3 protein-coding genes are annotated in these 1,886 nt (G+C 60.3%); 1 reads left to right on the top strand and 2 read right to left on the bottom strand.

What is annotated here, in order from left to right:
- Positions 1 to 103: 103 nt before the first annotated feature.
- Positions 104 to 484 carry a cupin domain-containing protein gene (locus GIW04_RS30380; protein WP_094773807.1) on the bottom strand — a complete coding sequence of 127 codons (381 nt, stop codon included), beginning with the start codon at positions 482 to 484 and terminating at the stop codon, positions 104 to 106.
- A 185-nt stretch (positions 485 to 669) separates the two neighbouring features.
- On the opposite strand from GIW04_RS30380, the gene GIW04_RS30375 reads away from it, so the two are divergent.
- Positions 670 to 1,389: an SAM-dependent methyltransferase gene (locus GIW04_RS30375; RefSeq protein WP_120248947.1), complete on the top strand. Its 720-nt coding sequence runs from the start codon at positions 670 to 672 to the stop codon at positions 1,387 to 1,389.
- 10 nt (positions 1,390 to 1,399) lie between these two features.
- Here the strand turns inward: GIW04_RS30375 and GIW04_RS30370 are convergent, their stop codons facing one another.
- On the bottom strand, positions 1,400 to 1,765 hold the full coding sequence (locus tag GIW04_RS30370) for a hypothetical protein (protein WP_120248946.1): 366 nt from the start codon (positions 1,763 to 1,765) through the stop codon (positions 1,400 to 1,402).
- Positions 1,766 to 1,886: the final 121 nt, after the last annotated feature.

The following is a 1,886-nucleotide window of genomic DNA, read 5'->3' as shown; positions in this document are numbered from 1 at the left end:
ATCATATACAACGAGACACCGGCAGCGGCTGTGTCGAAACATAAAGAAAAGATGCATCCTGCAAATGATGATCTGGAGGCCCAAGTGCATGGGAGTAGTCTGTTCAAATCCACCGATCATTTTCGGCCGTACGCTCCCCACCTTCGTGCCCGGTGTTCAATACGCCCCGTGGCTCAATCATCATCAGCTTGGCTTCGCCCTCGGCGGCGGTCCTGTGCTCGATGCCACGCGGCACCACATACAATTCACCCGGTTTCACATACACCGGGCCGTCCGGCAGGTCGATACGCAGCGTGCCTTCAAGCACCAGAAACGCCTCATCGGTTTCCGGGTGCGAGTGCCAAATGAATTCGCCTTCGATGCGCACCACCTTGAACTGGTAGTCGTTCATTTCGGCGACCACCCTCGGGCTCCATTGCTGGTCGATGAGCGAGGCTTTGTGCGCGAGGTTTATCGGTTGGGCGGATTGCTGTAGGTGAGTCATGCTGAGCCTTCCTGTCGGTGAGAAGGCCAGACTATCCGGGCCGACAGGTCAGAGGCTTGTACGATCCTGCAACCCCTCCACTCGCACGCCCCCGCATTCCACATGGGAATGCAGCACATAAAATTAATGCATTTTTCTTAATGCCACGGTTACCGTAATTTGCGTCAAGGCCACGGAGAACCGCCTTGAACTCATCCTCACCCAACCCTGCTGACAAATTCGATACCTCAAGAGCCAACGAGTACGCACGACAAAGCCGTATCGCGCTGGCGGGCTATGACGCGTGCCAGGATCTGGCAGCCTGCATGCTCGCGGCGAGCCTTGGCGATGCCCCTTCGGCCAGGGTACTTGTGGTCGGCGCCGGCGGTACGGCGCAGGAGATCATCGCCATGGCCAGCCTTGAACCGGGCTGGCGTTTTATGGCGGTTGATCCCTCCCAGCCGATGCTCGACGCGGCAAGGCAGCAGTTGGAAGCGACCCACTTGCTTGATAGAACCACCCTGCATCTCGGGCCTCTTGAAGACCTGGCAGCAGACGCGTCATACGACGCCGCCACCTTGATCGGTGTGCTCCACCATCTGGAGGGTGATGAGGCCAAGGACCGGATGCTGCAATCGATTCGGGCGCACCTGAAACCGGGGGCACCGCTGATCGTCGCGGGCAATCATTACGCGTATGCCAGCCAGCCGTTGCTGCTGGCGGCATGGGGCCAACGCTGGCGTCAGCATGGTGCCACCCCGGACGAGGTGAAGGCCAAGCTCGGCAAAATCCTTCAAGGTGCTGACCCGCCCCATTCCGAAGCGGCGGTTCAGAAACTGTTGCACGACGCCGGGTTTGGCGACGCGACGCGTTTCTTCAGCAGCCTTTTCTGGGGGGCCTGGTTGACGTGTAAAGCGGGGGCGTGAAGGACCGACTTCAGATCGCCCGTACATTGGCTAATCGCCGACGCCAATCGCCGCCATGCCGAAGGTGGCATTCCTCTTCGGAGTCGAAACTGACGCAGCGGGCGATGTTCGGGACGTGCACGTCAGCGTCATCCAGCGCGGCGGTAGTCAGCTCGCGCATACGGGCGTCCGCGCCGGTCGCGAGGGCGTGAGCCTTGCTCGCGACGCTGTCGAACACCCAGGTCACCCGCAGGCTTTGGGGAAAGGCGCGGTAATCGACGGTGTGGGTCAGCCATTCGAAGCCCGGGATTTCAGCTTTCGCGATTTCGCAGGCGTCGGTCAGGGCTGCGATGAGACGGCGTTCGATACGGGCGTGGTCGCGTGAGGCAGGTGGCATAAAGGAAGTCTGTGAGTCCTGGGAGTGGGTTGGGGCGCTGATCAGAGCATAGCTATCTACACAACTTCGGCACGACGCTAAATCTGTGGCGAGGGAGCTTGCTCCCGTGACGGCCTGACAG

The sequence above is a fragment of the Pseudomonas sp. PA-4-8C genome, assembly GCF_021606625.1.
Classification (GTDB): domain Bacteria; phylum Pseudomonadota; class Gammaproteobacteria; order Pseudomonadales; family Pseudomonadaceae; genus Aquipseudomonas; species Aquipseudomonas lactis.
The sequence above is the reverse complement of the archived record's forward strand: the minus strand, read 5'-3'. Positions and strand labels throughout refer to the sequence as shown.

Excerpts from the sequence above, each read along its gene's own strand:
- GIW04_RS30380 (WP_094773807.1), bottom strand. The coding sequence starts at position 484 with ATGACTCACCTACAGCAATCCGCCCAACCGATAAACCTCGCGCACAAA.
- GIW04_RS30370 (WP_120248946.1), bottom strand. The coding sequence starts at position 1,765 with ATGCCACCTGCCTCACGCGACCACGCCCGTATCGAACGCCGTCTCATC.